The organism is Pseudomonas sp. CCC4.1, assembly GCF_035019225.1.
Lineage (GTDB): Bacteria > Pseudomonadota > Gammaproteobacteria > Pseudomonadales > Pseudomonadaceae > Aquipseudomonas > Aquipseudomonas bubulae.
In genome coordinates this window covers 1-23,855 of record NZ_JASJWL010000070.1, presented here as the reverse complement: position 1 = coordinate 23,855, position 23,855 = coordinate 1, and the positions used below count along the sequence as shown (strand labels likewise).

At 58.5% G+C, this 23,855-nt stretch carries 23 protein-coding genes; 11 read left to right on the top strand and 12 right to left on the bottom strand.

The window, feature by feature from the left end; all coding sequences use genetic code 11:
- Positions 1–69: 69 nt before the first annotated feature.
- Positions 70–741, bottom strand: a complete 672-nt coding sequence (gene rpiA, locus QN377_RS20195) for a ribose-5-phosphate isomerase RpiA (RefSeq protein ID WP_048361307.1) — start codon at positions 739–741, stop codon at positions 70–72.
- A gap of 143 nt (positions 742–884) precedes the next feature.
- Here rpiA and ilvA point away from each other — a divergent pair, with 143 nt between their 5' ends.
- Together ilvA and QN377_RS20185 are read left to right on the top strand one after the other, a co-directional pair.
- Positions 885–2,399 (top strand): threonine ammonia-lyase, biosynthetic, encoded by a 1,515-nt coding sequence (gene ilvA, locus QN377_RS20190; protein ID WP_095017897.1) that lies wholly within the window; start codon positions 885–887, stop codon positions 2,397–2,399.
- Between the two features lie 40 nt (positions 2,400–2,439).
- On the top strand, positions 2,440–2,868 hold the full coding sequence (locus tag QN377_RS20185; protein ID WP_095017898.1) for a DUF2269 family protein: 429 nt from the start codon (positions 2,440–2,442) through the stop codon (positions 2,866–2,868).
- Between the two features lie 109 nt (positions 2,869–2,977).
- Here QN377_RS20185 and QN377_RS20180 read toward each other — a convergent pair whose 3' ends face one another.
- Positions 2,978–3,634, bottom strand: coding sequence for an HAD family hydrolase (locus tag QN377_RS20180; RefSeq protein ID WP_095017899.1), 657 nt, complete (start codon positions 3,632–3,634; stop codon positions 2,978–2,980).
- A gap of 143 nt (positions 3,635–3,777) precedes the next feature.
- Between QN377_RS20180 and QN377_RS20175 the strand changes: the two genes are divergently transcribed.
- Both QN377_RS20175 and ptsP read left to right on the top strand, forming a co-directional pair.
- Complete coding sequence (locus QN377_RS20175) at positions 3,778–4,257, top strand: RNA pyrophosphohydrolase (RefSeq protein ID WP_019828104.1); 480 nt, start codon at positions 3,778–3,780, stop codon at positions 4,255–4,257.
- Positions 4,258–4,278: 21 nt separating this feature from the next.
- Positions 4,279–6,558, top strand: coding sequence for a phosphoenolpyruvate--protein phosphotransferase (gene ptsP / locus QN377_RS20170; RefSeq protein ID WP_094999650.1), 2,280 nt, complete (start codon positions 4,279–4,281; stop codon positions 6,556–6,558).
- A gap of 57 nt (positions 6,559–6,615) precedes the next feature.
- On the opposite strand, the gene QN377_RS20165 is transcribed toward ptsP, so the two are convergent.
- On the bottom strand, positions 6,616–7,362 hold the full coding sequence (locus QN377_RS20165) for an NRDE family protein (RefSeq protein WP_095017900.1): 747 nt from the start codon (positions 7,360–7,362) through the stop codon (positions 6,616–6,618).
- Between the two features lie 130 nt (positions 7,363–7,492).
- On the opposite strand from QN377_RS20165, the gene QN377_RS20160 reads away from it, so the two are divergent.
- From QN377_RS20160 to QN377_RS20150, 3 genes are read left to right on the top strand one after another with little or no spacing between them, the layout of a single operon-like run.
- Entirely contained in the window at positions 7,493–8,275 is a 783-nt protein-coding gene (locus tag QN377_RS20160; RefSeq protein WP_322213872.1) for a sulfite exporter TauE/SafE family protein, read from the top strand.
- 12 nt (positions 8,276–8,287) lie between these two features.
- A complete protein-coding gene (gene lgt / locus QN377_RS20155) occupies positions 8,288–9,091 on the top strand; it encodes a prolipoprotein diacylglyceryl transferase (RefSeq protein ID WP_094999647.1) in 804 nt (267 codons plus the stop codon).
- 53 nt (positions 9,092–9,144) lie between these two features.
- Positions 9,145–10,116 (top strand): thymidylate synthase, encoded by a 972-nt coding sequence (locus QN377_RS20150; RefSeq protein ID WP_095017902.1) that lies wholly within the window; start codon positions 9,145–9,147, stop codon positions 10,114–10,116.
- 51 nt (positions 10,117–10,167) lie between these two features.
- Here QN377_RS20150 and QN377_RS20145 read toward each other — a convergent pair whose 3' ends face one another.
- Both QN377_RS20145 and QN377_RS20140 read right to left on the bottom strand, forming a co-directional pair.
- On the bottom strand, positions 10,168–10,833 hold the full coding sequence (locus QN377_RS20145) for a fumarylacetoacetate hydrolase family protein (protein WP_095017903.1): 666 nt from the start codon (positions 10,831–10,833) through the stop codon (positions 10,168–10,170).
- A gap of 31 nt (positions 10,834–10,864) precedes the next feature.
- Complete coding sequence (locus QN377_RS20140) at positions 10,865–12,259, bottom strand: FAD-binding oxidoreductase (RefSeq protein ID WP_094999644.1); 1,395 nt, start codon at positions 12,257–12,259, stop codon at positions 10,865–10,867.
- Positions 12,260–12,465: 206 nt separating this feature from the next.
- Between QN377_RS20140 and serA the strand changes: the two genes are divergently transcribed.
- Entirely contained in the window at positions 12,466–13,695 is a 1,230-nt protein-coding gene (gene serA, locus QN377_RS20135) for a phosphoglycerate dehydrogenase (RefSeq protein ID WP_083369705.1), read from the top strand.
- Positions 13,696–13,753: 58 nt separating this feature from the next.
- Here serA and QN377_RS20130 read toward each other — a convergent pair whose 3' ends face one another.
- Positions 13,754–14,191 (bottom strand): DUF4399 domain-containing protein, encoded by a 438-nt coding sequence (locus tag QN377_RS20130; RefSeq protein ID WP_094999643.1) that lies wholly within the window; start codon positions 14,189–14,191, stop codon positions 13,754–13,756.
- A gap of 139 nt (positions 14,192–14,330) precedes the next feature.
- On the opposite strand from QN377_RS20130, the gene QN377_RS20125 reads away from it, so the two are divergent.
- Entirely contained in the window at positions 14,331–14,972 is a 642-nt protein-coding gene (locus tag QN377_RS20125; protein WP_094999642.1) for a transporter substrate-binding domain-containing protein, read from the top strand.
- A 107-nt stretch (positions 14,973–15,079) separates the two neighbouring features.
- Here the strand turns inward: QN377_RS20125 and QN377_RS20120 are convergent, their stop codons facing one another.
- From QN377_RS20120 to QN377_RS20110, 3 genes are read right to left on the bottom strand one after another with little or no spacing between them, the layout of a single operon-like run.
- Positions 15,080–16,330 (bottom strand): cytochrome c, encoded by a 1,251-nt coding sequence (locus tag QN377_RS20120; protein WP_094999641.1) that lies wholly within the window; start codon positions 16,328–16,330, stop codon positions 15,080–15,082.
- Positions 16,331–16,342: 12 nt separating this feature from the next.
- Complete coding sequence (locus tag QN377_RS20115) at positions 16,343–18,127, bottom strand: GMC family oxidoreductase (protein WP_094999640.1); 1,785 nt, start codon at positions 18,125–18,127, stop codon at positions 16,343–16,345.
- 2 nt (positions 18,128–18,129) lie between these two features.
- Complete coding sequence (locus QN377_RS20110) at positions 18,130–18,870, bottom strand: gluconate 2-dehydrogenase subunit 3 family protein (protein ID WP_094999975.1); 741 nt, start codon at positions 18,868–18,870, stop codon at positions 18,130–18,132.
- A gap of 300 nt (positions 18,871–19,170) precedes the next feature.
- On the opposite strand from QN377_RS20110, the gene QN377_RS20105 reads away from it, so the two are divergent.
- A complete protein-coding gene (locus QN377_RS20105) occupies positions 19,171–19,803 on the top strand; it encodes a dual specificity protein phosphatase family protein (RefSeq protein WP_094999639.1) in 633 nt (210 codons plus the stop codon).
- A gap of 6 nt (positions 19,804–19,809) precedes the next feature.
- On the opposite strand, the gene QN377_RS20100 is transcribed toward QN377_RS20105, so the two are convergent.
- Positions 19,810–21,816 carry a M3 family metallopeptidase gene (locus QN377_RS20100; protein ID WP_322213878.1) on the bottom strand — a complete coding sequence of 669 codons (2,007 nt, stop codon included), beginning with the start codon at positions 21,814–21,816 and terminating at the stop codon, positions 19,810–19,812.
- A gap of 112 nt (positions 21,817–21,928) precedes the next feature.
- Positions 21,929–22,975 (bottom strand): aminopeptidase, encoded by a 1,047-nt coding sequence (locus tag QN377_RS20095; RefSeq protein WP_095017905.1) that lies wholly within the window; start codon positions 22,973–22,975, stop codon positions 21,929–21,931.
- A gap of 74 nt (positions 22,976–23,049) precedes the next feature.
- Between QN377_RS20095 and QN377_RS20090 the strand changes: the two genes are divergently transcribed.
- Entirely contained in the window at positions 23,050–23,466 is a 417-nt protein-coding gene (locus QN377_RS20090) for a hypothetical protein (protein ID WP_094999636.1), read from the top strand.
- Here the strand turns inward: QN377_RS20090 and QN377_RS20085 are convergent.
- The gene (locus QN377_RS20085) at positions 23,458–23,703 is read right to left on the bottom strand and encodes a DUF1161 domain-containing protein (protein ID WP_094999635.1); all 246 of its coding nucleotides are present in this window, start codon (positions 23,701–23,703) and stop codon (positions 23,458–23,460) included. The genes QN377_RS20090 and QN377_RS20085 overlap by 9 nt on opposite strands.
- Positions 23,704–23,855 lie beyond the last annotated feature (152 nt).

Genomic DNA, 23,855 nt, shown 5'->3' with positions numbered 1-23,855 from the left:
GCTCGGAGATGTGTATAAGAGACAGCGAGCAGGCTCGCTCCCACAGTTGAAATTTTCCTGCTGGCGCAGTTACTTGCTCAGGGTTTTCACGCCCTCAGGCGTGCCCAGTAACAGCAGGTCGGCCGGGCGGGCGGCGAACAGACCGTTGGTCACAACACCGACGATGGCGTTGATCTGACGCTCCAGCTCAACCGGGTTGGTGATCTGCATGTTGAACACGTCAATGATGATATTGCCGTTGTCCGTAACCACACCTTCGCGGTACACCGGATCGCCGCCCAGTTTTACCAGCTCGCGAGCCACGTGGCTGCGGGCCATCGGGATAACTTCGACTGGCAGCGGGAATGCGCCCAGCACCGGAACCAGCTTGCTGGCATCGGCGATGCAGATAAAGGTCTTGGCCACGGCAGCGACGATTTTTTCGCGGGTCAGGGCTGCGCCACCGCCCTTGATCAGGTTGAGGTTTTCGTCACTTTCATCGGCGCCATCAACGTAGAACTCAAGATCACTGACCGTGTTCAGTTCGTACACCGGAATGCCGTGGCCCTTGAGACGCGCGGCGGTGGCTTCGGAGCTCGCAACCGCGCCGTCGAATGCGCCCTTGTGCTGGGCCAGGGCATCGATAAAGCAGTTGGCAGTGGAGCCGGTACCGACCCCGACGATGCTCTTGTCATCCAGTTTTGGAAGGATGAAGTCGACAGCAGCCTGGGCTACGGCCTGTTTGAGTTGATCCTGGGTCATGCGGGCTCCGGGGCGGGAAGGGGGAAAAAGAAAGGAGCTGAGTATAACCCAAGGCTTTAAAACCTTTGGATTCGTATGGTCGCCTGCGCAAACGCTGGGGTAGACTCCTTGGTCCCTGCCAACCCGCCCAGTGAAGCTTTCCGATGCTCGAACAGTACGTTAAGAAGATCCTCACCTCGCGCGTTTATGACGTTGCCGTAGAAACCCCACTGCAAGCTGCCAACCAGCTTACCCAGCGGTTGGGCAACCAGATTTTGCTCAAGCGCGAAGATTTGCAGCCGGTGTACTCGTTCAAGATTCGTGGCGCTTACAACAAACTGATGCACCTGACCGACGCCGAGCGCGCGTGCGGCGTGGTGACGGCGTCAGCGGGCAATCACGCCCAGGGCCTGGCCCTGGCGGCCAAGGTGCTGGGGGTCAAAGCGACCATCGTGATGCCCAAGACCACCCCCGAGATCAAGGTCGAAGGCGTGCGCTCCCGTGGTGGCATTGTGGTGCTGCATGGCGACACGTTCCCCGAGGCGCTGGCCTACTCGCTGCAACTGGTCGAGAAAGAAGGCTACGTCTACGTTCACCCCTACGATGACCCGCACACCATTGCCGGGCAGGGCACCGTGGCGATGGAAATTCTGCGCCAGCACCCGGCGCCGCTGGATGCGATCTTCGTACCGGTGGGCGGCGGCGGGCTGATTGCCGGTATTGCGGCGTATGTGAAGTACCTGCGCCCGGACATCAAGATCATTGGTGTCGAGCCCGATGACTCCAACTGCCTGCAAGCCGCGATGGCGGCGGGTGAGCGCGTGGTGCTGCCAACCGTGGGGATTTTCGCCGACGGCGTGGCCGTGGCGCAGATTGGCCAGCACACGTTCGATATCTGCAAGGACTATGTGGATGAAGTGATCACCGTCAGCACTGACGAGATCTGCGCAGCCATCAAGGATATCTTCGACGATACCCGCTCGATCACCGAACCTGCCGGTGCGCTGGGCGTGGCCGGAATCAAGAAGTACGTCGAGCAGCGCGGCGTGCGCGGCCAGACCCTGGTGGCAATCGACTCCGGTGCCAACGTCAACTTTGACCGACTGCGTCATGTGGCCGAGCGGGCCGAGCTGGGTGAAGGCCGTGAAGCCATCATTGCGGTGACCATTCCTGAGGTGCCGGGTAGCTTCAAGGCGTTCTGTCAGGCCGTGGGCAAGCGTCAGATCACCGAGTTCAACTACCGCTACCACACTGGCAGCGAAGCACACATTTTCGTTGGCGTGCAGACCCACCCCGAGAACGATCCCCGCAGCGCGCTGCTGGTCAGTCTGACTGAGCAGGGCTTCCCGGTGGTCGACCTGACCGAGAACGAGCTGGCCAAGTTGCATATCCGTCATATGGTTGGCGGCCATGCTGCGAAGGTCAGCGATGAGTTGCTGTTCCGTTTCGAGTTCCCGGAGCGGCCGGGGGCGCTGTTCAACTTCCTCAACAAGCTGGGCGGGCGCTGGAACATCTCGATGTTCCATTACCGCAACCACGGCGCGGCGGATGGCCGGGTCATGGCCGGCCTGCAGGTACCGGCGGACGAGCGCCACCTGGTGCCGGCGGCGCTGGAAGAAATCGGCTACCCGTACTGGGATGAGAGCGATAACCCTGCCTACCAGCTGTTTCTTGGCTGATAGGCGCTACGCTGATTGAACGGCTCAAGGGATTAATCAAATGGAAACGTTCACAGCGTTAAAACTGCTGCATGGCGTGTCGACACTGCTGCTGTTTGTCAGCGCCATTGCCTTGCTGGTTGTGGTAATTCGCCGCTGGCGGGCAGGGGATAAAAACCTGTCAGGCGGAGTGGTGCAGCGGCCCTGGAGTTATGTTTGGGCGCTGATGGGCCTGTGTCTGCTGGCGTTGCCCGTCAGTGGCTGGTTTCTGGTGCATCTGGCCGGTTGGCCGTTGAGCCAGATATGGCTGCTGGCGGGCAGTTGTTTGTACCTGCTCGGCAGCCTGAGCTGGCTGTGGCTGGTGGTGCGCCTTAACCGTCTGCGCTTGGGGCGAATGGCCAGATACCCGTGGTTTACCCTGGTGCTGGCCATTTTTTGTGCAGTCTGCTTTATCGCCATCGCGGGATTGATGGGCGCCAAGCCGGTTTAAGCACACGTGCTTGTGTGGGAGCGGGATTGCTCGCGATGGCATCACTGCGGTCTTGCAGAAAAACCGCGGCGATCTTATCGCGAGCAAGCCCGCTCCCACAGGTTGTGTGTCAGTCGCGCAGCGAGATGACTTCCCAGCCACGCTTGATGGCCTCCGCCCGCAAGTTCGGATCCGGGTCGACCGCCACCGGATGATCAACCTGCTCCAGCAGCGGCAAGTCGTTCATCGAGTCGCTGTAGAAGTAGCTGTCTTTCAGGCTGTAGCCGTTTTCTTCGATCCAGCGGTTCAGGCGTGTCACCTTGCCTTCACGGAAGCACGGTACGTCTGTGCTGCGACCGGTGTAACGGCCATCGATGATTTCGCATTCGGTGGCAATCAAATGTTCCACGCCGAGTTTTTCGGCAATGGGGGCCGTGATCACGCGGTTGGTGGCAGTGATGATCACCAGGGTGTCGCCGGCTTCACGGTGTTTGGCCAGCAGGGCATGGGCCTTGGGCAGCATCAGGCCATCAATGCAGTCGCGCATGAATTCGCGGTGCCATTGATCCAGTTGCGCCATGTCATGGCGGCCAAAGATTTCCATGCTGAAATTAAGGTAGGCGGCGTTGTCCAGCTTGCCGGCCAGGTAGTCCTGATAGAACGCGTCGTTGCGCGCCTTGTAGGCGTCGCCGTCGAGAATGCCCCGGCGGCACAGGTAATCGCCCCAGGCGTGATCGCTGTCACCGCCCAGGAGGGTGTTGTCCAAGTCGAATAAAGCCAGACGCATTGAGGTTACCCGTTGAGTTGCCTGAGAAAAGGCCACAAGAATACGGTCTTTTAACAAGAGTGCACATAAGGCAGGAAGGCGCGTTGCTGCTTTCACAACCTTTGTGGAACAATGCGGCGACATGCGTTTGCGAGGTTGTTGCCGTGATCGACCCCGATGGTTTCCGCCCTAATGTCGGGATTATTCTGACAAATGACGCTGGTCAGGTACTTTGGGCTCGCCGTATCAATCAAGACGCCTGGCAGTTTCCACAGGGTGGCATCAACCCTGACGAAACGCCGGAAGACGCCTTGTACCGTGAGCTGAACGAAGAAGTTGGCCTTGAACGCGAAGATGTAGAAATACTCGCCTGCACGCGAGGCTGGTTGCGTTATCGTTTGCCGCAACGCCTGGTACGTACCCACAGCCAACCGCTGTGCATCGGCCAGAAGCAAAAGTGGTTTTTGCTGCGCCTGGTCTCCAACGAGCAACGGGTGCGGATGGATTTGACCGGTAAACCGGAGTTCGATGGCTGGCGTTGGGTCAGTTATTGGTACCCGTTGGGCCAGGTGGTGACATTCAAGCGCGAGGTCTACCGTCGCGCTCTCAAAGAGCTTGCCCCGCGCCTTTTAACGCGCGCCTGACACGGAGTTCGACCCCGAGCCATGCTCAATACGCTGCGCAAGATCGTCCAGGAAGTTAACTCCGCCAAGGATCTCAAGGCGGCGTTGGGGATTATTGTGTTGCGCGTCAAAGAGGCCATGAGCAGCCAGGTCTGCTCGGTCTATTTGCTTGATCCAGAGACCAACCGCTTTGTCCTGATGGCCACCGAGGGCTTGAACAAGCGCTCGATCGGCAAAGTCAGCATGGCGCCCAACGAAGGCCTTGTCGGCCTTGTGGGCACCCGTGAAGAGCCTCTGAACCTCGAAAACGCCGCCGATCACCCGCGCTATCGCTACTTTGCCGAAACCGGAGAGGAGCGCTATGCCTCTTTCCTGGGCGCGCCGATCATCCACCACCGGCGCGTGGTCGGGGTCCTGGTCATTCAGCAAAAGGAGCGCCGTCAGTTCGACGAAGGTGAAGAAGCCTTCCTGGTGACCATGAGCGCCCAGTTGGCCGGGGTTATTGCCCACGCCGAAGCCACGGGTTCGATTCGTGGCCTGGGCCGTCAGGGCAAGGGCATCCAGGAAGCCAAGTTCGTCGGCGTACCGGGTTCGCCGGGCGCTGCCGTGGGTACCGCCGTGGTGATGCTGCCACCCGCGGATCTGGATGTGGTGCCCGACAAGACCATCACCGATATCCCCGCCGAAATTGCGTTGTTCAAGACCGCCCTGGAAGGCGTGCGCAACGATATGCGCGCGGTGTCCAAGAAACTCGCCACCCAGTTGCGCCCCGAAGAACAGGCATTGTTCGATGTGTACCTGATGATGCTCGACGATGCGTCGCTGGGCAGCGAAGTCAAAAATGTCATCAAGACCGGTCAATGGGCCCAGGGCGCGCTGCGCCAGGTCGTGACCGATCACGTCAACCGTTTCGAACTGATGGACGACGACTACCTGCGTGAGCGGGCGTCGGATGTGCGTGACCTTGGCCGTCGTCTGCTGGCCTATTTGCAGCATGATCGCCAGCAAACCATGGTCTACCCGGACAACACCATTCTGGTCAGCGAAGAGCTGACGGCCACCATGCTCGGTGAAGTGCCCGAAGGCAAGCTGGCAGGCCTGGTGTCGGTACTGGGTTCGGGCAACTCCCACGTTGCCATCCTGGCCCGCGCCATGGGTATCCCGACGGCGATGGGCGTGGTCGACCTGCCGTACTCCAGGGTCGACGGCATCCAGATGATCGTCGACGGCTACCACGGCGAGGTCTATACCAACCCCAGCGAAGTGCTGCGCAAGCAATACGCCGAGGTGGTCGAGGAAGAGCGCCAGCTGTCCCTGGGGCTTGATGCCCTGCGCGAGCTACCCTGCATCACCCCTGACGGGCATCGCATGCCGCTGTGGGTCAATACCGGCCTGCTGGCCGATGTGGCGCGAGCACAACAGCGTGGCGCTGAAGGCGTAGGTCTGTACCGCACCGAAGTGCCGTTCATGATCAACCAGCGCTTTCCCAGCGAAAAGGAGCAGCTGGCGATTTATCGCGAGCAATTATCTGCCTTCCATCCGCAACCGGTGACCATGCGCAGCCTGGACATCGGCGGCGACAAGTCACTGTCTTACTTCCCGATCAAGGAAGAAAACCCGTTCCTGGGCTGGCGCGGGATTCGCGTGACCCTCGACCACCCTGAAATCTTTCTGGTGCAGGCCCGGGCCATGCTCAAGGCCAGTGAAGGCCTGAACAACCTGCGTATCTTGCTGCCGATGATCTCGGGCACCCACGAACTCGAAGAAGCCCTGCACCTGCTGCACCGCGCCTGGGGTGAAGTGCGCGACGAAGGCACCGACGTGCCGATGCCGCCTATTGGGGTGATGATCGAAATCCCGGCTGCGGTTTATCAGACCAAGGAGCTGGCCCGTCAGGTCGACTTCCTCTCGGTGGGCTCCAACGATTTGACCCAGTATTTGCTCGCTGTGGACCGCAACAACCCACGCGTGGCGGACTTGTACGACTATCTGCACCCGGCGGTGCTGCAGGCCCTGCAGTCGGTGGTGCGTGACGCCCATGCCGAAGGCAAGCCGGCGAGCATCTGTGGAGAAATGGCCGGTGACCCTGCGGCGGCGATCCTGTTGATGGCGATGGGCTTTGACAGCCTGTCGATGAACGCCACCAACTTGCCGAAGGTGAAATGGATGCTGCGTCAGGTCAGCCTGAGTCGCGCCAAGGAACTGCTGGCCGAAGTGATGACCATCGACAACCCGCAGGTCATTCGCAGCACCATTCAACTGGCGCTGAAAAACATGGGCCTGACCCGCATGATGAACCCGGCGGCGATCAAGCCTTACTGAAAAGCGCCCTCACCCCAACCCTCTCCCTCGGGGAGAGGGTTGGGGTGAGGGCTAGCGTCACACCGCCAGCCTTACCTCTCCCAACCGCCCCCCATGCGGCCCGAAGCTGTGTTCCACCATCACCCTTGACCCGTCTGCATTCACAATAAGCGCGGTACTGGCACGGGTGCCATAGCTGGGGCTGGTGATAAACACACTCGACAGCAGACTCTCCGTGGCCAGACCTACGCCGGTGTCCGGCAGTTCGCTGAACGGGGCCGTCTGCGGGTCCTTGAGCAACGCCAGCAGCGCTTGTGGCTGCGGGTTGTCCAGCACCTCGGCCAGCGCGGCCTTGGCTTTGAGCAGTTTGGGCCACGGCGTATCCAGCCCGCCGTTGGACAAACCATAAATCCCCGCGCTCAGCGGTTGCGGCGCCAGGTCCCCGGAATTGAAATGCCAGAGCTGATCTGCGGTGCCCAACAGCAGATTAAAACCGGCATAGTCGACAGAACGTCGGCCTACCTGGGTGAAATACTCGGCAATTGACTGGTGGCCGGTGAGAAAGTCAGCCACCAGCTCGCCCCGTGAGCGCCGTGAAGGCGGCTTGTGCGGTTCGCGGATATTGGTCAGGGCCGCAAAGCGTCCATCGGCGCCGATGCCCAGCCAGGTTCCTCCCGCTTCAAGGTCGCGCCCGGCATATACCTGTGGCGCATTGGCCCACTGCGCCAGGGGTTTGGCGGGGCGGGCATAGAATTCATCGCGGTTGGCCGCAACGACCAAAGGCTGTGCATGGCCGGGGCGCCAGGCGAAGACAATCAGACACATGGGCAGTCCTTAATGTTTTTTTAACCACACTACTTATAGATTGCTCGGGCGGCTCGCGCCATACCGTGCAGCGCAGTGGAGCCAAAGCCCTTGCTCCGTTACCATGCGGATCAATTTTGGGGGGGGCGTCATGGAATTTCTGCTCTATCTGGTACTGGGAGGTTTTGCGGGGGTGCTGGCCGGGCTGTTCGGGGTCGGCGGCGGGTTGATCATCGTGCCGGTGCTGGTGTTCAGCTTCACCTTGCAGGGTTTTGACAGCGAGGTGATGACCCATCTGGCCGTTGGCACGTCACTGGCCACGATCATTTTTACCTCGATCAACTCGATTCGCGAGCACCATCGAAAAGGCGCCGTGCGCTGGCCTCTGGTGCTCTGGATGACGCTGGGCATCCTGATCGGTGCGGGCATCGGTGCGTTGACCGCAGAAGCCATTGCCGGCCCCCACTTGCAGAAAATCATCGGTGTGTTCGCCGTGGTGATCGCCATTCAGATGGCCCTGGGCTTGCAACCCAAGGCCACTGGCACGGTACCTGGCAAGGTCGGGCTGACCCTGGCCGGTACGGTGATTGGCTGGGCTTCGGCGATTTTCGGCATCGGCGGCGGCTCGCTGACCGTGCCATTTCTGAGCTGGCGTAGCGTGCCGATGCAGCAGGCCGTGGCCACGTCGTCAGCCTGCGGGCTGCCGATTGCACTGGCAGGTGCAGCAAGTTTCATGATCATTGGCTGGCACAACCCCGACCTGCCCGCGCATAGTCTCGGTTTTGTCTACCTGCCCGCGCTGCTCGGGATCGCCCTGACCAGCATGTTTTTCGCCCGTTTCGGTGCGCGACTGGCCCACAAGCTCTCGCCACGCCTGCTGAAACGGCTGTTTGCCGCACTGTTGTTCTGTGTCGGCTTGAGTTTCCTGACCTAACAAGGAGTCGCAATGCTGCCTTACCCGCAGATTGATCCGGTGGCACTGGCCATCGGCCCGCTGAAAATCCATTGGTACGGCTTGATGTACCTGATCGGCATTGGCGCTGCCTGGCTGATCCTGTCACGCCGCCTCAACCGCTTCGACCCGACCTGGACCAAGGAGAAACTCTCCGACCTGGTGTTCTGGGTGGCCATGGGCGTGATTGTCGGCGGGCGCCTGGGCTATGTGCTGTTTTACGACCTGAGCGCCTATATCGCCAACCCGCTGCTGATTTTTGAAGTGTGGAAAGGCGGCATGGCGTTCCACGGCGGCCTGATCGGCGTGATGCTGGCGGTGTGGGGTTTTGGCAAGCGCAACGGCAAGTCATTCTTCCAGATCATGGACTTTATCGCCCCTGTAGTGCCCATTGGCCTGGGTGCAGGGCGCATCGGCAACTTTATCAACGCCGAACTGTGGGGCAAGGCCAGCGATGTGCCGTGGGCGATGATCTTCCCTACCGACCCACAACAACTGGCGCGTCATCCGTCGCAGCTTTACCAGTTCGCCCTCGAAGGTGTGGCACTCTTCCTGATTCTTTGGCTGTACTCGCGCAAACCCCGTCCAACCATGGCGGTTTCCGGGATGTTCGCCCTGTTCTACGGCATCTTCCGCTTTATCGTCGAATTCGTCCGTGTGCCGGATGCCCAATTGGGTTATCTCGCGTTCGGCTGGGTGACGATGGGGCAAATTCTCTGTATCCCGATGATCGCGGGCGGCCTGTTCCTGATCTGGTGGGCTTACCACCGCGATCCAGCGGCTCAAAAAGCTGCGTAATACATTCGGATGGCGGGGCTTATAGAGCCCCGCATTCAAACGGTAGGAAAACCATGAAGCAATATCTCGACCTCGTTGCCAACGTCATTAAAAACGGCACCCTGCAAGCCAACCGTACCGGCGTAAAAACCATCAGCCTGCCCGGCGCCATGCTGCGCTATGACCTCAAGGAAGGCTTCCCGGCCATCACCACCCGGCGTATGGCGTTCAAATCGGCCATTGGCGAGATGTGCGGTTTCTTGCGCCCGGTCAATAGCGCTGCAGACTTCCGCGCATTGGGCTGCAAGGTGTGGGACCAGAACGCCAACGAAAACGCCCAGTGGCTGGACAACCCGTTCCGTCAGGGCGAAGACGACCTTGGCGAGATCTATGGTGTGCAATGGCGCAAATGGCCGGCCTACAAGCAAGTTGATCGCAGCAATGTGGCCGCTATCGAGCTATGCCTGAGCCAGGGCTATCGTCAGATTGCCGAAGGCGAAGAAGACGGCCAGGCCTATGTGGTGCTGTACAAGGCCATCGACCAGGTACGCCAGTGCGTCGACACCATCATCAATGACCCGGGCAGCCGCCGTATCCTGTTCCACGGCTGGAACTGCGCCCAGCTCGACGAAATGGCCCTGCCACCGTGCCACCTGCTGTACCAGTTCCACCCGAATGTCGAGACCAGGGAGATTTCCCTGACCCTCTACATCCGCTCCAACGACCTGGGCCTGGGGACACCGTTCAACCTGACCGAAGGCGCTGCGCTGCTGAGCCTGATCGGCCGCCTGACCGGCTATACACCACGCTGGTTCACCTACTTTATCGGCGATGCCCACGTGTACGAAAACCACCTGGACATGCTTAACGAGCAGCTCACCCGCGAGCCGTTCCCGATGCCCAAACTGGTAATCTCGGACCGCGTACCGGAATTCGCCAAGACCGGCGTGTACCAGCCGGAGTGGCTGGGCATGATCGAGCCGGGCGACTTCAGCCTCGAAGGCTACCAGCACCACGCGCCAATGACCGCGCCGATGGCGGTGTAATGCCAAAGCCTGTGGCCGTTGCCACAGGCTGTTTCAATTGCCAGGCCCGGACTAACGAACGCTGCTCTCGAAGCGGCTAACGCCCGTCAGCTCCAGCACCAGCTCATCGCCCACATTCAGTGGGCCGACGCCCACCGGTGTGCCAGTCATGATCACATCACCGGCTTGTAGTGAGAAGCACGCAGCCATGTGCTGGATCATCGGTACGATCGGGTTGAGCATCAGGGCGCTATTACCGTCCTGACGCACTTCGCCATTGATGGTCAAACGAATGCCGATATCGGCCAGGTCAGCAAAAGTGCTGCTCTGTACGAAAGGAGCCAGCACACAGGCGCCATCGAACGACTTGGCAATTTCCCACGGCAGGCCTTTGCCTTTGAGCTCGGCCTGTTTGTCGCGCAGGGTCAGGTCCAGGCCAGGGGCAAAACCGGAGATCGCATCCAGCACTTCTTCGGCGCTCGGGTTGTTCGACAGGGGCTTGCCGATCAGTACCGAAATTTCGGCTTCGTAATGCACCGAACCGCGCTCGGTGGGGATCGCAAAGCCGCCTTCCAGTGGCACGACACAACTGCCCGGTTTGATGAAGAGCAGGGGCTCGGTCGGGATCGGGTTGTCCAGCTCTTTGGCGTGCTCGGCATAGTTGCGGCCGATGCACACCACTTTACCGATCGGAAAGTGGATCCGGGTACCGTCGACATACTGGTGCTGATAGCTCATGGACAGACTCCGCTATTGAATACCGTTAACTTTAAACCGCAAAAATCTTGCCGGGGTTCATGATGCCTTTAGGGTCGAACACGGCCTTGAGCGCTTTCATGTACTCGATCTCAACCGGCGAACGGCTGTAGGTCAGGTAGTCACGCTTGGTCATGCCCACGCCATGCTCGGCAGAGATCGAGCCGTTGTATTTCTCAACGGTTTCAAACACCCACTTGTTCACCGTCGCGCACTTGGCGAAGAACTCATCCTTGCTCAGGTTTTCGGGCTTGAGGATGTTTAGATGCAGGTTGCCGTCGCCAATGTGGCCGAACCAGACAATTTCGAAATCCGGGTAGTGTTCGCCGACGATCGCGTCAATTTCTTTCAAAAATGCCGGGACTTTCGACACGGTGACCGAAATGTCGTTTTTGTATGGCGTCCAGTGGGAAATGGTCTCCGAGATGTACTCGCGCAGTTTCCACAGGTTCTGCAGTTGGGTTTCGCTCTGGCTCATCACGCCATCAAGTACCCAGCCTTCTTCCATGCAGTGCTCGAAGGTTTCCAGGGCCGCATTGGCAACCTCTTCAGTGGTCGCCTCGAATTCCAGCAGCGCATAGAACGGACAGTCGGTTTCAAACGGGGAAGGCACGTCGCCACGACCCATGACCTTGGCCAGCGCCTTGTCGGAGAAGAACTCGAAAGCCGTCAGATCGAGCTTGTTCTGGAAGGCGTGCAGTACCGGCATGATCGAATCGAAATCTGCCGTGCCCAACACCATCGCCGTCAGATTTTTCGGCGCACGGTCCAGGCGCATGGTGGCTTCCACCACAAAGCCCAGGGTGCCTTCGGCACCGATAAACAGCTGGCGCATGTCATAGCCGGTGGCGTTCTTGATCAGGTCCTTGTTGAGCTCCAGCACATCGCCCTTGCCGGTGACCACTTTCATGCCGGCCACCCAGTTACGGGTCATGCCGTAGCGAATCACCTTGATGCCGCCGGCATTGGTGCCGATATTGCCGCCAATCTGGCTGGAGCCAGCCGAAGCGAAGTCCACCGGGTAGTACAGACCGTTTTCTTCGGCCAGGTTCTGCAGATGCTCGGTGACCACCCCAGGCTGGCAGACCACAGTGCGGTCGGTCAGGTTGATGTCCAGCACCTGATTCATGTAGTCGAACGACACCACTACTTCGCCATTGGCGGCCACGGCAGCAGCGGACAGGCCGGTACGGCCACCCGACGGTACCAGTGCCACGTCATGGGCGTTGGCCCACAGCACGATGGCCTGCACCTGCTCGGTGGTTTTCGGAAACACAATGGCCAACGGGGCGGGAGCGAAATGCTTGGTCCAGTCCTTGCCGTAAGCATTAAGGGAGTCGGCGTCGGTCAAAACCTTGCCAGGCTCTACCAGGGTCTTCAGCTCATCAATCAAGGCAGGATGGGTCATCAACAGAACTCTCGAACAATTCATGGTCATCCTGAGAACGCTTCACGTCGCAGGAATGGGTGTTTAGCGGGGCGCTTATGCTAGCATACGACCCCCTCGCAGAATCGAGCCACAGGACGATTCTCGGGGCCGGTTTTCACGCCGGCCAGGTCAGCTCTCGCTGTCCATTCCCTGCCATTTTTTCTCTGGGACACAGGTTTACGCAGATGAGCAAGACTTCTCTCGATAAGAGCAAGATCAAGTTCCTTCTTTTGGAAGGCGTCCACCAATCCGCTGTTGAAGTGCTCAAATCCGCCGGGTACACCAGCATTGAGTACATCACCAGTTCCTTGCCTGAAGCCCAGCTGAAGGAAAAGATCGCTGATGCCCACTTTATCGGCATCCGTTCTCGTACCCAGCTGACCGAAGAAGTGTTCGATTGCGCCAAGAAACTGGTCGCTGTTGGTTGTTTCTGCATCGGCACCAACCAGGTCGACCTCAACGCTGCTCGCGAACGCGGTATCGCTGTTTTCAACGCCCCTTACTCCAACACCCGTTCGGTGGCCGAGTTGGTGCTGGCTGAAGCGATCCTGTTGTTGCGTGGCATCCCTGAGAAAAACGCTTCCTGCCACCGTGGCGGCTGGATCAAAAGCGCAGCCAACTCCTTCGAAATCCGCGGCAAAAAGCTGGGTATCGTGGGTTACGGCTCGATCGGTACTCAGCTGTCGGTTCTGGCTGAAGGTCTGGGCATGCAGGTGTTCTTCTACGACACCGTGACCAAGCTGCCATTGGGCAACGCCACCCAGGTCGGCAATCTGCACGAACTGTTGGGCATGTCCGACATCGTCACCTTGCACGTACCGGAAACCGCAGCCACCCAGTGGATGATCGGCGAGAAAGAAATCCGTGCCATTAAAAAGGGCGGCATTCTGATCAACGCCGCTCGCGGCACCGTGGTTGAGCTGGACGCCCTGGCTGACGCAATCAAGGACAAGCACCTGATCGGCGCCGCCATCGACGTGTTCCCGGTTGAGCCGCGCTCCAACGACGACGTGTTCGAAAGCCCGCTGCGTGGCCTGGACAACGTGATCCTGACCCCGCACATCGGCGGTTCTACCGCTGAAGCGCAAGCCAACATCGGTCTGGAAGTGGCAGAAAAACTGGTCAAGTACAGCGACAACGGTACCTCGGTATCGTCCGTGAACTTCCCGGAAGTGGCCCTGCCGGCCCACCCTGGCAAGCACCGCCTGCTGCACATCCACCAGAACATCCCGGGCGTGATGAGCGAGATCAACAAGATCTTCGCCGAAAACGGGATCAACATCTCCGGCCAATTCCTGCAAACCAACGAGAAAGTTGGCTATGTAGTGATCGACGTCGACGCCGAGTCTTCGGACCTGGCGCAAGAGAAGCTGCAGACCATCAACGGCACTATTCGCTGCCGCGTGTTGTTCTAAACGCCTCTCACTAAAAAGGGAGACCCTCGGGTCTCCCTTTTTTATGCGTCGAAAAAGCTTATTTCACATTAACCGTGATTTTTTCCGACACGATGCTTGGCTTGAACGGCACATGAACCTGGTTACCCAGCACCAGTTGCAGGGTGTGCTTGCCAGGTGGCAGGGTGACCTGGGTTTCGGTCTGGGCCTTGCCGAAATGGATATGGTTGGCATCGGCCGGGATCGGTGCGTTCTCGGCCGGCAACTGGTCGACATCGATCAGCAGGTGGTGATGGCCCGCATGCGGCGTGGCCTCGGTGATAGGCGCCAGAGGCATGCCTTCAATACCGAATTTAACGGTGAAAGTTTGATCAACTGTGGCACCGTCTTTAGGTTCGACGATAAACACTTTGGCGCCTTTTGGTGCAGGCTCCGATTCCAGGCCAGCCGCTGTGGCCATGACCGAAGCGCCCATCAATACAGAAGCCAGCGCAACACGAGACAGTAGAGCTTTCATTTTTTTCTCCGGTTTTTTGCAAAATTCTTCGGTGCCTGACAACTTAGAGCCAAACCGTTGTCCAACCCCGCAAGTGACCAACATAAAGCAAAGCGAACGTTAAATGCGATTCGCTTGCATCCCAACCAAAGGAGTGACCATGCGTTTATTGCCGGGCCTGATGCTTTTACTGCCACTGGCGAGCCCTTTTGCTCAGGCCGAACTGATCGACGACATCAACGACCGTGGTGAACTGCGCATAGCCCTGGAAGCCGACATGGCACCGTTCAGCTTCAAGCAGGACGGGCGTCTGACCGGCTTTGACGTTGAACTGGCCGAGTTGCTGGCTCAGGAACTGGAAGTACATTCCTCCATTCTGGTCACCGATAACGCTGACTTGCTGTCAGGGGTTGAGAGCGGCAAATACGATGTCGCGATCAATCATGTGGCTTTGACCCAGGAACTCCAGGATCGGTTCGATTTCAGCGAACCTTACAGCCATCTGCCAGCGCAGACGATTGCCCGGCAAGAGCAGCCGCGCTCACTCAACAGCCTTGCAATGTTTCAAGGCCAGACTTTAGGCGTAGCTCAGGGCAATGGGTTTGTCGAACGTGGGCCATTGGTCACGGTGGCGCAGAAAACGCCGGTCACAGATGAGGAAGTTGCCCTGGTAATCCCCTTCCAGAAAGGCAACCCGGCGTTCCAGGCCAGCCTGGACAAGGCCTTGCAGCGGATCAAGGCAGACGGGAGGCTGGAGGCGTTGTCGCAGAAGTGGTTCGGGATGTCTGCAAGACAGCCCTGAAGACCCAATGTGGGAGCAGGCTTGCCCGCGATGGGAGCGACTCGGTAAGTCAGGCATACCGAGTTGTCTGCATCGCGAGCAAGCCCGCTCCCACCGAATACTCAGGGTTAACGAATCGCCTTCACATCCCCGGCCTTCACCTCAGCCGCCTGGTTGCCCCAACTGGTGCGGATGAAATTGACCACATCGGCCACTTCCTGATCCGACAAACGCCAGTCGAAAGCGGGCATGGTGAACGTCGATGGCGCTGTATGCGTTGCAGGCAACGTCCCTCCCTTAAGCACGATATGTATCAACGACGTCGGGTCGGCCGACTGCAATACCGGGTTGCCCGCCAGGGCAGGGAACACACGGGTATAGCCGTGACCGTCGGTACGATGGCAAGCCGCACAGTTGTCGATGTACACCGCAGCGCCACGCTTGCTGTCATCACCGTTCCACAGGGCATCCGCCACTGCCGGGTTGTACTGATGCGGTTTGTCAGCCGGATTCACCGCTGGCAACGACTTCAGGTAACGGGCAATGGCCGTCAGATCAGCGTCGGACATGTACTGCATGCTGTGTACGATCACATCGCTCATGCCGCCAAATACCGCACTGCGATCACTGCGACCGGTCTTGAGGAACTGCACCAGCTGGTCTTCGCTCCAACTGCCCAGACCGTCCTTGTGATCACCGCGCAGGTTCTTCGCGATCCAGCCTTCCAGCGGTGCACTGCCTGACAGAAATGCCGGGCTATCACTGGCACTCAAGGCTTTTTCCTGCATGGTCAGGGCCCGTGGCGTATGGCATGCACCGCAGTGGCCCAAGCCTTCCACCAGATACGCCCCACGACTAACTACCGCGTCCTGCCCGGCTTGCGGCTTGAAATCTTCAACCGCAGGGGCAAACAGCCAGCGCCAGATCGCCAGCGGCCAGCGCATGCTCAACGGCCACGGGATATCGGCTTCCTGGTTCGCTTGCTCGACAGGTTTAACGCCCTTCATGAAGTAGGCATACAACGCCCGCATATCGGCCTCGTTGACCCGCGCATAGGACGGATACGGCATGGCCGGATACAAGGTGCTGCCGTTCTGCGCAACACCGTGACGCACGGCTTTGTCGAAATCTTCAAAGCTGTAAGTGCCAATGCCGTTTTTGGCTGGCGTGATGTTAGTCGAATAAATGGTGCCGATCGGCGTCTCCATCGCCAGGCCACCGGCGAACGGTTTGCCGCCCTTGGCCGTATGGCACGCCACGCAGTCACCGGCACGGGCGAGATATTCACCTTGTTTGATCAACGCCTGCGGGTCGCTTTCAGCGGCCACCGCCGAAAAGCTGGCGAGCAGGCTCAGGGTTGCGATAACAAGTGCTTTCATGGTCATCGCTCCTTATGCCTGAACCAGTGGGCCGGGGTTCTTCAGATACTGCTCGCGGATTGCCCGCGCCGACCAATAGGTCAATGCAGCCACCAGTCCCGTAGGGTTGTAGCCCAAACCTTGTGGGAAAGCCGATGCACCCGGCACAAACACGTTGTGCACGTCCCAGCTTTGCAGGTAACGGTTCAGTGCACTGGTTTTCGGGTTGGTCCCCATGATCGCTCCACCGTTAAGGTGGGTGGTCTGGTACGACGACGTATTGAAGTGGTCACCCACTTGTTTGCCGATACGCGCAATGGCCTTGGGGTTCATCGCTTCGGCGATCTTGCCCATTTTTTCCATCATGAAACGGTTCATCTTGATGTCGTTTTCTTGCCAGTCGAACGTCATGCGTAGCAACGGCTGGCCGTAGGCATCGCGATACACCGGGTCCAGATCGAGGTAGTTGCCACGGTAGGACTGATGCGCACCGTGGGCGTCCATCGACACTTGGTGAGTGTAGTAATCGGCGGTTGCACGCTTCCACGCGCTGCCCCAGGCCGGCGTACCCGGCGGGTTGGACGTGCCTGCAATCGGCCGGCTACCGGCCTGGTTGACCCACATCGGCGAGCCACCGACAAAACCGTGCGGCCCGTGGTCGAAGTTGTCGGCGTTGAAATCATCAATTGCCACGCCATTGCCGCCTGCACCGATAAAGTTATTGGTGTGCACGTCTTTGTCGAAGTAGGCCTTGATGGTGCCCATGTTCTGGTAAGCAAAGTTTTTACCGACAACACCTTCGCCGGTTTTCGGGTCATACGGCTTGCCAATGCCCGACAACAACATCAGACGCACATTGTGGAACTGGAACGCGCCCAGGATCACCAGATCGGCCTGCTGCTCGATTTCTCGGCCCAGGGCATCGATATAGGTCACGCCGGTAGCCTTGGTTTTGCTGCTGTCCAGGTTGACCCGGATCACATGGGCATTCGGGCGCAGCTCGAAGTTCGGCAACGGCTTCAGGGCAGGAAGAATGTTTACGTTGGGCGATGCCTTGGAATACATGTAGCAGACATAACCGCTGCAAAAACCGCAGAAGTTGCACGGACCCATCTGCGCGCCATAGGGGTTGGTGTATGGCCCGGAGGTGTTTGCCGACGGCAGGTTATAAGGCTTGTAGCCAACCTCATTGGCCGCTTTCTGAAACAGCTGTGCGGAGTAGGTGTTCTTCTGCGACACCAACGGAAAGTGGTCCGAACGGTCCGGCGCATAAGGGTTGCCGCCCTTGCCTTCACCGACCCGTTGGCCATTGACGGTCCAGGCCTGACCCGACGTACCAAAAACCTTTTCGGCATAGTCGAAGAACGGCTCCAGCTCTTCGTAGCTGACGCCGAAGTCCTGGATGGTCATGTCCTTGGGGATAAAGTTCTTGCCGTAACGCTCTTCGTAATGGCTGCGCATGCGCAGTTCGATCGGGTCGACCCGAAAGTGCACCCCCGACCAGTGCAAGCCTGCACCGCCCACACCGTTACCCGGCAGGAAAGCACCCAACTGGCGGTTGGGCAAGGCCACGTCATTGACGCTATGGCGAATGGTGACGGTTTCTTTGGAGACGTCCTGGAACAGCTTTTTGCGCACGCTGTAGGTAAGTTCGTCGATGACCTGTGGATAGTTGCCGTCTGGATAGGTGTCCTGCATCGGACCGCGCTCCAGGGCCACAACATTCAGGCCGGCTTCGGTCAGCTCTTTGGCCATGATCGCGCCGGTCCAACCGAAACCAACGATTACTGCATCAACTTTTTTCATAACGGTCGACATGCTCAAGCCCTCTCGCCGCGAATGGAAACTGCCGGGAAGGGGTATTGCTCGTTGCGTTCTACCCAGTCCATGAAATCAGCGCGCGCGCCGGGGAAGCCGATCATGGTCCAGCCGATCATGCCTTTGTTGCCACCGTGAATAGGGTCGCAAAAGAAGCCTTCCTTGGTGTTTTGCAGCAAAAAGCTGAAAAACATCTTGGCCGGGACGCTATCGAATTTAGGCGTGCCGGCTTCCAGCTGTTTGAGCACTTCGTCTCGGGTAGCGCTGTCTAGCCCAGCAAATGTTGAGTTATAGGCTTTTTTGCAGAGCTCCTCCGTGGCAGCAATGCCCAGGCGATAGATCTGTTTTGGCACCAGTTTGCTCTGCCAGCCCATTTCCGGCGCAGCGTCGGCATTGAACGGCCCCTGCATAAACCACAGCGCGCCGCTGGCGTAAGGCGTGTTCATCTGACGGTCGATATATTCCGGAACGCCAGCTTCGAGCGCCCCCGGGCCTTGCTCGTCAGCCGGGATCAGACGCGCGACGGCGGCGTTAACGAACGCCCACTCTTCAGCCGTGAAGTACGTTGGTTCATAGGCCGGGCCTGATGCGGCAACGGGCGGCGCAGCGACCGGTGCGGCTTGAGCGTCTGGCGTAGCCATCAGAACGGAACCACCCAGGCCCGTGCTCGCAACAGTGACCACTGGAATCAGGGTCAGGGTTTTGCGCAAAAACTCACGCCGGGGGTTGTCTTGCTCAGACATGCGGGGCACCTCATCAGGCATTCACGGATTACAGCCGCTCATGGGCAGCTTTTCGTTTTGGCAGCGATACGGGTCGAAATCGACCTGAGAAAAAAAACGCAGGCAAAGTTTGGTTACAAATACTAACAGGCCAGGCGACCAGATGAATCGTTTCATGCGTAAATTTGCCGCACCAATAGCATCAGGCCATCACTGGCTGCGCCCTCACGCTTTTTTGACAAATGCCTGACACAGTTTTGATTAGTCATCCCTCAATCTAGCGTTTCAACTTCCAAATTCTTTGTTAATGGTCGAACTGATATGCCCAAAGCCCGGTTTTTTCCTGCTCTGTGCCTGACCTTGCTGGCAGCGTTTTCTGTGCCTCAGGCCCTGGCCGACGAAACAGCCCAGGCCCGGCCTGTACAGTGGGCACAGCCCATTGCCACGCAATACAACCTCTATCAAATGTCCCCGACCCTGTACCGCAGCGCACTGCCTGACAGTGCCGCGCAGCCGCTGCTGGAAAAATTACAGATAACCACCGTCATCAACTTCTTGCCTGATGCCGACAGTTCCTGGCTCAAGACTCCAGGCGTCGCTCAAGTCCAACTGCCTTATCGCACCAACCATGTAGATGACACCGATGTGCTGGCCGCGCTGCGTGCCATCCAGACGGCACAAGCACAGGGCCCTGTATTGATGCACTGCAAGCACGGTTCGGACCGTACCGGGCTGATGGCGGCGATGTATCGCGTGGTCGTGCAGGACTGGAGCAAGGAAGACGCCCTGAAAGAAATGACCCAGGGCGGCTTTGGCGAAAACTCGCACCACAAAGATGGCGAGAGCTACATGATGAAGGCGGATATCCCACAGTTGCGCGCAGCCCTGAGCAGCGGCGCATGCAGTACCAGCCCTTTTGCTTCATGCGTGGTGAAGAACTGGCTCAAGTCCTGAAGATACCTATACGCTCGCGGGCGGCTGGCCCATAAACACCTCGAAAGACTCATGCAGCGGGCGTTCGATGCCCGGTGCATGGAAGGCTTCGCGATAGGCCAAGCCCGTTTGTGGGTCAAACACACCTTGCTGTTCAAACCGTGCAAAAACCTGCTCAGCCATCGCTTCGGCCCATTCATTGACGAAATAAGCGCCATCATGGCCCGAGACGATCGCATCGAAAGTGTTGGCAGATCGGTCGTTCTGCGCCAACGGTAACGGCTGGAGTTGATTGTGTGCACTGCGCCAGATCTCTTCCACGCTGCGGCCATCGCCCCAGGTGCGGTGCAGTTCAAAATCAAACAGCGCAAGCCCAAGCTCGCGGGCCGTTTCAAGCCAACGCTCGGCACTGCGCGCTTCAAGTACTTGGTCTATCTGCTCATAGGTCAGCTCACTGTCATGCTGGGCATGCCTGGCCAACCAGCGCAGACCGTCCCGTGACCAGCACCACTTTTCAGCGCATTTGCCTGAAAACCCGGACGCCTCAGCATTCAGTACATCCACGCGGGAAAATGCACCGTAGGGACTGCGGGTCAGCAGTTGCTTCATGCAACAACCCAACTCATGGAAAAGCAGGGTTAACTGCTGCGGCGTCAGCAGTGATGGGGAGCCAGGGGATTCGGGTGAGAAGTTGCCATAGAGGATGGCCACCGGGGTGGTCAGGTCCCCTTGCTGATTGATTCTGCGGTTACGTGCCGACTGCGTCCAGCACATATTCGGCTTGGATTCACGAAGGTAAGGGTCGAGATAAAGATGCCCCACCCGAATACCTGACTCGACCACTTCAAACAAACGAACGTCCGGGTGCCAGGTATCAAACGATACCTGTTCGACCAGATCGACCGCGAAGAGGCGCTTGACGAGTAACACGATGCCTTCAAAAACACGTGTGAACGCAAAATATGATTTCAATTGATCGCCCGCCAGCGGGCTTAGTTGCAGAGCGCGTTTTTGCGCCAGAAACAACAGATCCCATGGTTTGAGTCCGTCGTATTGCATGGCCGACGCCAGGGCATGCAGCTCTGCGGTTTGAGTTGAAAAAAATGCCGACTTGCGTTCAATTCGAGTGCGCAGAAAACTCAGCACCTCATCAACCGAGGTTGCCGTCTTGCCCTGCAGGCTCAGCTCGGCATGGCTGTCATACCCCAGCAGGCGCGCCTTCTGCTGACGCAGCCTGAGCAGATCATGGAGCACCGGGCCATTGCCATATTGCCCGCCTGCGGGGCCCTGCTCGGAAGCCCGCGTGTTGTAGGCCGTGAACAACTCCTCGCGCAGCGCCCTGTTTTCGCATGAGCGCATGATCGCGGTGTAGGTAGCGCGCTCCTGAAGAGTTATCAGCCAGCCTTGCAGGTCGGCGTCCGTGGCAATGTCTGCCAACTGCCCCTTGAGTTCACTCGCAAGCCCCGCAAGCAAGGACTCATCGGTAACCAGCTTGCTCCAGGATTTTCTGGATTGTCGTGCGTTTTCGTAAAAAACCCATTCCTGTCGTGATATCTCGTGGTTGAGCTCGATGAGTTCGCCTCTGCCAGAGGCTGACAGCTCACTCCCAGCCAACCGGTAGTCGCGCAGTATCTTGCCCAATAGAGCCTGCTGCGAGCGATCAAATTGCATGGCTTCAGGGCTTTCTGCCAAAGCCTTGCAGGCCAGATAAAGCTCGCGATTTTGCAAGACTTGCGCCTTGTAATTGTAGGCAGCCAGAAAGCATTGGCCGATGTCTGTTTCCCATGACACTTCTCTTGGTACCTGCCCCAGTGTCGTGATGACGGCAATGGCTTCATCCAGCCGCGCCGTCAGGGCTTCCATCGGCAACACCAGGCCCGACCATGTGGGTTGGGACTGGGCACTGACGATTCGGCTGATTGACTGCAGGTTGTCGGCAACAATGTGTTCGATTGCCGGCTTGAGATGTTCTAGACGTACCTTGCTGTAAAGGGGCAGAAGGGTCGCGCTCAACAGCGGGTTGGTTGGCTCCATGGCAGCATTCCTTGAAAGTTCTGCTTCATTTCGGGCTGAGTATCGGTGGGTTCTCAGCCTATTGAGACAGGGATTTCAGGGGGGCTATCTATGTAGTGCAGCCTCAAAAAGCTCAGCGTTCTGCCCATTTATACAAGGCAGCCTTGCGCTGTTCGGGGGGCAATTTACCCAGCTGTTCAACTTCGGCATAAAAACTCGGCCAGTCGCCGCCCACGTGCTTGAACAGGGCTGCGAAGGCAGGCACCCATTGATCGTAAAGACCGAAGGGCAACAATTTGGCGTTATTGAGAGGGCCATTGACCCACGCGTCATAGCGTGGATTTCCCGCCCATTGCTCATCCCGTAACTGACGATAATCACGGCGCATTCGTTCGAATGCAGCGGTTTTACGCTGCTGCATTTCGGCTGCAGGCAACGGCTGTGCATAAAGGGTCTTCAAGCGCTGGCGAGTGTCGAGCACCAGGGTGATAAATTGTTCACGTTGCTGCACATGGCTGCCGTCGGAGGGTGGCAAACCTTGTTCGACGCGCCATTGGCGGGTGCCTTCCTGTTCCACGAAACTGGCAAAAGACTCATTGAATTCAGTGTCGTCCTTCACATAAAACTGCTGATGGGCCAGCTCGTGAAAGATCAGTGTGGCCAAGCGCTCATCACCCCAATTGAGCATGCCATTGAGGATCGGGTCATCAAACCATCCCAGGGTGGAATAGGCTTCAACGCCGCTGACAAACACGTCCATGCCCTGCTGGTGTTGCAGGGCCGCCTCGCCTCGCGCCGCTCCCTGACTGTAATAACCCCGGTAGGCCACGCACCCGGCTATGGGAAAGCAATGGGTGACGGGGTCGAGGGAGTACGCCGGGGTGGCAAAGACATTCCACACCACGTACTGCCGTTTCAGGTCGGCATACAGACGATAGCTCTGGTTGTCCGGCAGGTGTAAATGCTCGCTGGCGAAGGAGCGCGCAGCCTGGGCTTTTGCCAATTGCTCACGCAACGCTGTCGGGCGCCGGGGATCAACAATCACCTTGCTCACGGGTTCACGGGCCTGCAATAAATTCCATTGGCCGGTGGCCAATTGCGAGTAGTAGCCCGCACTGGAGCAACCGCTGAGCAGAAGCGGCAAGGCAAGGACCAACAAGCCGCGAACACGCGAGGTCATAAAGCGATCCAGTAGGCGAGTGATGTGACCATAATGCACGCTATGCTTGCGTAACACTTTTTTTGGACATCATCATGCGCACGCTTTTGTGGTTGCTGGCTGCTTGTCTGCTCAGCGCCTGTACCAGCACGCCAATCCCCCCGGCTGATCCCGCCATGGCCTGGGTCGACCTTGAAACCCAAACCGGCAAGCTGGTAATGGCCGAGCGTCTGGATAACAAGCGACAGGCCGATGGCCGCTATTTTCAAGTAACGCCAGGTAGCCACGAGTTGATGGTGCGCTTCGATTTCGAGGTGTTTGTCGGCGGCATGGGTATGTTCAGTGACCCACAGGAGCGCCTGTGTTACGTCACCGTCGATTACGACAACTTCCAGCCCGGCCAGCGTTACCGGCTACAGGCCCGCTCACTGGGCTTCAACGCCTACGCCCGGCTGTACGACGCAACGGGCAAGGTGGTCGCCGAGGAGCGGCTGGTCAACTGCTTACCTTGAAGGCTGACGGTCGTTGTTCTGGTAGATGATTTTCTTGGTGCCGCTTTCACACGAACCAACCACCATGTTCTCGTCATGAACTTCTTCATTGCTCACGATTTCGAGGGTGTAGGACGACACATTGTTCGCCTGGATCTTGGCTTCGATTTCGGCTTTCAGTTCTTCGCACGGCTTGGGCGCCGCCAGAGCCGAGGTGGCCAAGGCGCAGCAAACTACAGCTAGAGCAAAACGTTTCATGGTGAGACTCCCTTGAGGCAGAACGCAAAGTCATGATCTGACGCGAGTAACGACCATTCGATCACATATCGCACAGCGCAGGACTGATCTGTCGCAGCCGGGTATCGATTGTGCCCCGCTAGCGGTTAGCGGGGCACACAGGTGGTGTCAGC

Excerpts from the sequence above, each read along its gene's own strand:
- rpiA (WP_048361307.1), bottom strand. The coding sequence starts at position 741 with ATGACCCAGGATCAACTCAAACAGGCCGTAGCCCAGGCTGCTGTCGAC.
- ilvA (WP_095017897.1), top strand. The coding sequence starts at position 885 with ATGCTCGAACAGTACGTTAAGAAGATCCTCACCTCGCGCGTTTATGAC.
- QN377_RS20185 (WP_095017898.1), top strand. The coding sequence starts at position 2,440 with ATGGAAACGTTCACAGCGTTAAAACTGCTGCATGGCGTGTCGACACTG.
- QN377_RS20180 (WP_095017899.1), bottom strand. The coding sequence starts at position 3,634 with ATGCGTCTGGCTTTATTCGACTTGGACAACACCCTCCTGGGCGGTGAC.
- ptsP (WP_094999650.1), top strand. The coding sequence starts at position 4,279 with ATGCTCAATACGCTGCGCAAGATCGTCCAGGAAGTTAACTCCGCCAAG.
- QN377_RS20165 (WP_095017900.1), bottom strand. The coding sequence starts at position 7,362 with ATGTGTCTGATTGTCTTCGCCTGGCGCCCCGGCCATGCACAGCCTTTG.
- QN377_RS20160 (WP_322213872.1), top strand. The coding sequence starts at position 7,493 with ATGGAATTTCTGCTCTATCTGGTACTGGGAGGTTTTGCGGGGGTGCTG.
- lgt (WP_094999647.1), top strand. The coding sequence starts at position 8,288 with ATGCTGCCTTACCCGCAGATTGATCCGGTGGCACTGGCCATCGGCCCG.
- QN377_RS20150 (WP_095017902.1), top strand. The coding sequence starts at position 9,145 with ATGAAGCAATATCTCGACCTCGTTGCCAACGTCATTAAAAACGGCACC.
- QN377_RS20145 (WP_095017903.1), bottom strand. The coding sequence starts at position 10,833 with ATGAGCTATCAGCACCAGTATGTCGACGGTACCCGGATCCACTTTCCG.
- QN377_RS20140 (WP_094999644.1), bottom strand. The coding sequence starts at position 12,259 with ATGACCCATCCTGCCTTGATTGATGAGCTGAAGACCCTGGTAGAGCCT.
- serA (WP_083369705.1), top strand. The coding sequence starts at position 12,466 with ATGAGCAAGACTTCTCTCGATAAGAGCAAGATCAAGTTCCTTCTTTTG.
- QN377_RS20130 (WP_094999643.1), bottom strand. The coding sequence starts at position 14,191 with ATGAAAGCTCTACTGTCTCGTGTTGCGCTGGCTTCTGTATTGATGGGC.
- QN377_RS20125 (WP_094999642.1), top strand. The coding sequence starts at position 14,331 with ATGCGTTTATTGCCGGGCCTGATGCTTTTACTGCCACTGGCGAGCCCT.
- QN377_RS20120 (WP_094999641.1), bottom strand. The coding sequence starts at position 16,330 with ATGAAAGCACTTGTTATCGCAACCCTGAGCCTGCTCGCCAGCTTTTCG.
- QN377_RS20115 (WP_094999640.1), bottom strand. The coding sequence starts at position 18,127 with ATGTCGACCGTTATGAAAAAAGTTGATGCAGTAATCGTTGGTTTCGGT.
- QN377_RS20110 (WP_094999975.1), bottom strand. The coding sequence starts at position 18,870 with ATGTCTGAGCAAGACAACCCCCGGCGTGAGTTTTTGCGCAAAACCCTG.
- QN377_RS20105 (WP_094999639.1), top strand. The coding sequence starts at position 19,171 with ATGCCCAAAGCCCGGTTTTTTCCTGCTCTGTGCCTGACCTTGCTGGCA.
- QN377_RS20100 (WP_322213878.1), bottom strand. The coding sequence starts at position 21,816 with ATGGAGCCAACCAACCCGCTGTTGAGCGCGACCCTTCTGCCCCTTTAC.
- QN377_RS20095 (WP_095017905.1), bottom strand. The coding sequence starts at position 22,975 with ATGACCTCGCGTGTTCGCGGCTTGTTGGTCCTTGCCTTGCCGCTTCTG.
- QN377_RS20090 (WP_094999636.1), top strand. The coding sequence starts at position 23,050 with ATGCGCACGCTTTTGTGGTTGCTGGCTGCTTGTCTGCTCAGCGCCTGT.
- QN377_RS20085 (WP_094999635.1), bottom strand. The coding sequence starts at position 23,703 with ATGAAACGTTTTGCTCTAGCTGTAGTTTGCTGCGCCTTGGCCACCTCG.